At 34.9% G+C, this 6,318-nt stretch carries 7 protein-coding genes; 4 read left to right on the top strand and 3 right to left on the bottom strand.

Annotated features, from left to right (window positions below; genetic code table 11):
- The 3 genes from EZ428_RS15160 to EZ428_RS15150 all read right to left on the bottom strand — a co-directional run.
- The coding region (locus EZ428_RS15160; protein WP_131554005.1) for a hypothetical protein at positions 1-265 on the bottom strand (265 nt) is incomplete at its 3' end.
- Between the two features lie 163 nt (positions 266-428).
- Positions 429-815 (bottom strand): hypothetical protein, encoded by a 387-nt coding sequence (locus EZ428_RS15155; protein WP_131554004.1) that lies wholly within the window; start codon positions 813-815, stop codon positions 429-431.
- A 394-nt stretch (positions 816-1,209) separates the two neighbouring features.
- Positions 1,210-2,061 (bottom strand): hypothetical protein, encoded by an 852-nt coding sequence (locus tag EZ428_RS15150; RefSeq protein ID WP_131554003.1) that lies wholly within the window; start codon positions 2,059-2,061, stop codon positions 1,210-1,212.
- Positions 2,062-3,186: 1,125 nt separating this feature from the next.
- Between EZ428_RS15150 and EZ428_RS15145 the strand changes: the two genes are divergently transcribed.
- The 4 genes from EZ428_RS15145 to EZ428_RS15125 all read left to right on the top strand — a co-directional run bounded on the left by EZ428_RS15145 (position 3,187) and on the right by EZ428_RS15125 (position 6,240).
- On the top strand, positions 3,187-3,450 hold the full coding sequence (locus EZ428_RS15145; RefSeq protein ID WP_131554002.1) for a helix-turn-helix domain-containing protein: 264 nt from the start codon (positions 3,187-3,189) through the stop codon (positions 3,448-3,450).
- 303 nt (positions 3,451-3,753) lie between these two features.
- Entirely contained in the window at positions 3,754-4,239 is a 486-nt protein-coding gene (locus EZ428_RS24375; RefSeq protein ID WP_131554001.1) for a GtrA family protein, read from the top strand.
- 568 nt (positions 4,240-4,807) lie between these two features.
- Positions 4,808-5,167 (top strand): helix-turn-helix domain-containing protein, encoded by a 360-nt coding sequence (locus EZ428_RS15130; protein ID WP_131554000.1) that lies wholly within the window; start codon positions 4,808-4,810, stop codon positions 5,165-5,167.
- 101 nt (positions 5,168-5,268) lie between these two features.
- The gene (locus tag EZ428_RS15125) at positions 5,269-6,240 is read left to right on the top strand and encodes a glycosyltransferase family 2 protein (protein WP_131553999.1); all 972 of its coding nucleotides are present in this window, start codon (positions 5,269-5,271) and stop codon (positions 6,238-6,240) included.
- Positions 6,241-6,318: the final 78 nt, after the last annotated feature.

The raw sequence follows: 6,318 nt of genomic DNA, 5'->3' as shown, positions 1-6,318 counted from the left end.
AGTCTTTGTAATACTCAATTCTGCTTGTAAATAAGTCAAAACTTTCAATGTCACAGTTGTCCTTGAGTTTTGTTATTGTTTGGTCTATGTATGTCTGAGCTGCAAATCTTTTGTTTATTAATTCAATATCTTGATAAAGACCGTCAATGAGAGACCAATCGTTATTGTCAAACAGTTTCTTTTCAGACTCACGACCAACTCTTGCAAGTCCGTCAATGTCTCCACCATAACTATCAAATATTTTGATTTTATCTATTGTAATCATCGGTCGTGTTAAAATAGCACATAACGTTTTGCAGCTACCCAAAGGGCGGGACTTTTATCACAAAACTTGATTTGAAAATCTAATGTTTAATTAACCACAAAACTGTCTTTGGAACACGGAACCCCGCCTTTTGTGTAGGTGTTGTTATGGGCTGTCTTTCTTGTCATTTTATACTAATGTTATAAGGTGTTTGCAGTCCACCAAAGATCTTTTTGTCAAAGAGACTCTTAATTTTTTCAAGATTATTTGCTGTTACAGTGTCTTTATTTCTAACAATTTTTATTTGCTCAAACGGAATATCATTGTCAATTTCCGAAATTGCTGAACCAACTTGCATTTGTTCGCTCGGAGCCAATTTGTAAACGTCAAATCCGTCAGTTGTTGTTAGTGACTTTTGCTTTTCAGTTCTGAAATTTATAGTTTCCTTAACTAATATTTGAGCAGTGTCACTTGTCTTATTTGTAATGGTTATTGAATAATAAGGGTCACAACCTGTAAGCAATGCTGTCAAGAGTCCGAATGTCAAAATTACCACTATTTGTTTCGTCATTGTTTGTCGTCTAAGGTTGCCCATAACTTGTATATAGGTCTGACATTATCAGACCTATCCGCCCAATTTCCTGCAGATAGGTCTGATAAATTTCATCCTTTTTAAATATATTAAAAAAATAAATAAATCATCAAAAGGACTTTATTTTGTTACTGGTTCTTTGCAATTGTATTTTTATTAAATGAAGTAATACGTTATAAATAGGCAATATCTAGGTCAAGCATTGAAATATCGATGCCACCGAAAAAGTTAAATTTCCAAGGGTTAAATTTAGTCATATAAACACAATTAGTTTGCTAAGAGCTAGCGAAGTCTAAGGCAACCAATGCAGGCTCTTCATTGTTAACGATAACCCTTTTCAAACCAGTTACAAGTTTGTAGACTAGGCAAATAATTACTTAGCCCCACCAAATAACCCCTTACGGGCATCATCCTTATTTTGTCCGCTGCTCTTTCTTTTTTTCCTGTCCTTGAAGGTCATCTTTCGCCAACTTTTGTCCCTCTCTGTGGGTTCGCCTGGGCAGAACCCAGCCCTAAGGATGGCGGCCGGATGAAGGTCCTGGCTGTTGAGCACGGCCTTGCCCGCAAACGTCCTTTCGGCATAGAAGAGTCCCAGAGACACGATATAGAGTGCACCCGGGGCGCCCTTGAACCTGAGCTGCTGTGGGGGAAGGGTAATGGGATCTTTCTGAAGCTCAACCTCAAAGGACTGTACTTCCTGATTCAGGTATTCCTTGCTTTTTAAGTCGAAAAGCGTAACTTTAAAGGCTACGGTACAGTACTTGGCATTTGGTGCGAATGTCAGGTCTCTTGGGACAAGCAGCTCTGGAAGAGATATCAGAAGGTCTTCGGCTGTTGTCATGACCTCTGGCTGTGCAAAGAGGTATCTCTTAACGGGGGATGCCGTATTGAACTCAAAGCCATTGAGCCTACTGAAATAGTCCTGGTCAAAACTGAAGGTCTCTCCAGCGTTCACGGTTGCCTTTTGGAGGATGCCATTGCACTCGCCGGTAAGCCTGGAGACCATGCCGCCATCATAGTATGCAATCAGGTCTTCTGCGCCATACCTGATGTAACTGGACAATGTACTGGCGTAGCCGAAAACATAGGCAGCGTTAAAGGTGGCAGCCGTCATCTTGATCAGCTCACCCTTGTGCTTGGAAACAACAACCTGCTTGTTTCTAACCTTCTTGAAGATTACCGGGCCCACGATCCCGCTAATGAATTTTCCTGCAATTCTAGCCATGATATTATCTTTTAAGGAAGGATCTAACCGCAGCGTAACTCACCTTCGATCAACCTTCAATATAAATCTATGTAAAATCCATAGCAACTCCAAGTTTTATTATAAATATATGGACTTACTATGGACTATATATGGACTTACTATGGACTTACACAGGAAGTGAGTACCATTGCGACACCTCTTTTGTACTAATAAGGGAGCTAGGTAAATGGCAAAATCAGCTAATCGCAATTATTTTTTTGAGTAGCAAACCAAAGGTTCGTGTAAGCAGCTTATGTTTAAACTGCTTTAATTGTTGATGATAATCATTTAACAATAACTTTGCCACCTTTTGATACGTATTACCCCAAATACGGAATTGAGTACCTTTCTTAGAATTACTCGGTATCCTACTTACAAAATCTTGTCCAAATTGTAAATTTCAACTTTCTTTTTACGCTTCTTTTCCCTTATTGCTGAACTACCGAGAAAAACTCGGTAGTTGAAATTTCATCTAACTCTCCCTCTAATAAAATATTCTTGATGTGTAATGCAATGGTATCGGAATCTTTATCAAATACCGATGCTATTGAAGATGTAGCAAATCGCACTTAGAACTCTATACGGTATTGATTTAAAATCCTTTTTTATCATTTATTCGATATGCCCTTCGGAACATATCGAACAGCTGGATATTTAACTAAAACCACCCCCTAACCCCCGCCAGCGGGGGGACACAGGGTGCATAGCCCCTCATATTTGAATGCTAAATTGCAATGTATGCAACTTCATAGGTAGGCATTATACAGGTAGGCAATTTGCAGGTAGGCAACTATGCAGGTCGGCAACTATACAGGTGGGCAACTGTGCTGTCCCCCTCTTCGAGGAGGTAAGGGGGAGGAAATTGTCACGCACCTTTACCCGCAGGCAACTAGGCTGTCAATCTCTCTAAGAACCTATTCCGATTCATTGGAAAAACAATGACGAAAGAAAAAGACTAAGACAATGTGGTAAGCATAAATAGTAAAAACCTCTAATGAGCTGTTAAACAAGGTTTTTGTGGGGGTTGCAAATGGCCTTTTGCAACCCCTGCCACTACCAAATTTCAATTTTTATCCATTGGTTTGCCTAACCACTAATAATCCCATGGATACAGAAATACATGCTAGGCTTGCAGAGTTGAAGCTGATGCAACAAGAGGTGCTCAGGTTATTGGAGCATCTTGCAGGAAAAAAAATCATGAAAGACGACTGGCTAGACACGGTAGCCATTAAAGATCTATTGGGTGTAACAGACAGAACTATATTGCGTTGGCGCAGGCTAGGGGCGCTTAAGCCAGTAATAATGGGTGGGAAATGTTATTATTCAAAAAAGTATATCATGGACTTGGTTGAACAAGGAAAGAAATGAGAGGTTATTTCCCCTTTAAAATTTCCACTTTCTCTCGCTCACTAGCTAACAAACGTTCGTAAAGTTCTTTATTGGCATTTAGCGCCTGGATTAGCTGGAAGTACAATGGAAATGGTTTAGTTGGGCTCGTTATGTTATTAAAAATATAGCGGTAACTTTTTGTGTTAATTTAAATATATTCGCTGGTGCATTTTCGATGATTATACTATTTTATTAACTAATTGAGAAATATAGAAATCGTTACTTTGATGTATATCTGCCACAAGGGGTTTATTTGTAATAGCTTAGACGAAATAAAAATAGATGATAAAGAAGGGAAAAAAAATTAATAATGCAATAATAATAGCGTTAGATGTTTTCTATCCAATTTTTAAAAATGTGCTTACTTTTGAGGTGTATAGATATTTGGCTGTAGGAGGGATTTGTTTTTTTCTAAATTTTAGTATTTTTCATTTATCCTATTATTTTATTTACAGTAAATACTTATATCAAACGCCTCTATTTGAACCTTATTTTTTAGCATTACTAACATCACTAAGTTTTACATTACCAGCTGGTTTTTATCTTAATAAAAACTTTGTATTTAAAGGCTCCCATCTAAAACTACGAACACAGCTATTAAGGTATTCATTTACAACAATAGGAACTGTGATTCTTTCTAAAATACTAATGGATATTATGGTTGGCACTTTAAGTTTGAACCTTACCGCATCTTTTCTGTTAAATGTATTCATTGTTCAATTTGCAAATTTCATAGTCCAGAAGAACTTATCATTTTATCAGAAATAATAAGCAGAACTTTAATCAAGGAGATTTGGAACCTTAGACTATGCTGTATTATTAATAATCTTTTGCATACTTTTTTAATTGATTACGCAGGGTAACCAAAATTCCCCACACTGGTTTTTCCTTATTGAACAAGTGTGTAAGGATAAAAAATACAAACTAACCATATGTTGCAATTCTATAGAATCTTAACACAAACGTTTGCAATGTGTTTTTTTTATCAAGAAGGCTACAAGTTTTCCTAATTCTATTTTTTATAAACTTAAAGATAAGTTAACAGGAAAAAAAATGTAAACATACTGAACATTATGTCATTTAATCTAAAATGACCAATGCAAACGTTTGTGTTGCTATATTCCAAATAGCTATATTTTTAAATGTTATTTTTAGTTTTAGATAATAAAACCGAAACGCTATGCTAGAATAGTTAGCCATATGCTATTCTTACCTACTACCTTAGTTGTATAAATATATTAGTTCATATGCTGTATTGTAATTGCCAATATGGTGTGTAAAAATAAGGTGGTATTAAAATGGGCAAACTAGGCAAGCTATCTTAAAAGCTTATTTTATGAAATTGGGAACCAATATTAGAAAGATTAGGGAATTTAGGGATATTAAACAACAGGATATAGCGAGTCGGTTGAATTTATCATTAACGAGCTATGGAAAAATAGAAAGAGATGAGGTTGAAATTACCCTAAATCGCTTAAATGAGATAGCTTGTATTTTAGGTGTATCTTTAATTTCCCTTATTAATCTAAATGATAAGTCTTTTTTAGATATGATAAACAACTCTTCAAATGATTTATCAGCAAGTGTATTGATTGAGCACCTAAAAGAGAATAATAAAATGTTGATTGAAGAAAAAGCGAGGTTATTACAGATCTTAGAAAAGATGATAGGATTAAATTCTATTTTGACAGCATAACAAAATATGTTTTAGTTTGCTTTTTGATTTGTTCGGATTTCAAACCAAACCTTCTTTTTAGGCACAATTTATTATAATCATAAGAAATAATTATCAAATAAATGAAAATAGCCATTATTGTACCTTGTTTTAATGAGGAAGACAATATCCATCCATTCTATTCATTACTAAAGCCAATTGTTGATAAATACAACCATGAAATTATATTTATTAATGACGGTAGCAAAGATAATACCCTAAATAAATTAAAACAACTTGCAACCATTGACAAGAACGTTACCTATATAAGCCTTTCCAGAAATTTCGGGCATCAAAATGCTTTGAAAGCCGGCTATGACTATGTTGACGCAGATTGTACAATATGTATGGACGTCGATTTACAACATCCCCCAAAGATTATTATACAACTAATAGAAAGATGGCAAGAAGGTAATGAAGTTGTGTACACCATAAGAAATGATGGTGAAAATATACCTTTGATAAAAAAAATAACTGCCAAAATATTTTATCTTTTTTTGAATTATATTTCTAAAATTGAATTGAAACCAAACGCAGCTGACTTCAGGTTAGTTGACAGAAAGGTTTTAAATGCAATTAAATTATTTCAAGAAGAAAATCTTTTTTTACGAGGACTAATTGCATGGATGGGTTTTAAACAATGTGGTGTTGAATATGAAGTAGAGAAAAGAATTTATGGAAAGAGTAAATATCCCTTTCGAAAAATGTTATCTTTCTCTATGGCTGGACTAACTTCTTTTAGTGTGAGTCCCTTAAGAATATCTTCGTTTATTGGGTTTCTTTTTTCTGGTTTATCCTTTCTTTATGGGTTCTACGCAGTTTATTTGCACATTTTTACCCATCAAACTGTGCAAGGATGGACATCATTAATTGTAAGTTTTCTTTTTGTAACAGGGCTGCAGTTTATAATGATTGGAATAATTGGTGAATATATAGGTAAAGGATTTATGGAATCAAAGAAAAGACCTAGTTATTTAATCAGCGAAGATAATTTTCAAGGAACTCTGAGTAGACCTATAGATTTTGAAATAAAAAATTATGTGGTAAAAAGCTAAACTATTATAATTTAAACCCTGCTAGTTTTTTTTCCAAATATGATCAGACTAAAAACAGCAAACTCTTCTCTTCAAAAC

Origin of the sequence: Pedobacter frigiditerrae (genome assembly GCF_004331645.1) — a bacterium.
In the GTDB taxonomy this organism is placed as follows: Bacteria; Bacteroidota; Bacteroidia; order Sphingobacteriales; family Sphingobacteriaceae; genus Pedobacter; species Pedobacter frigiditerrae.
The sequence above is the reverse complement of the archived record's forward strand: the minus strand, read 5'-3'. Positions and strand labels throughout refer to the sequence as shown.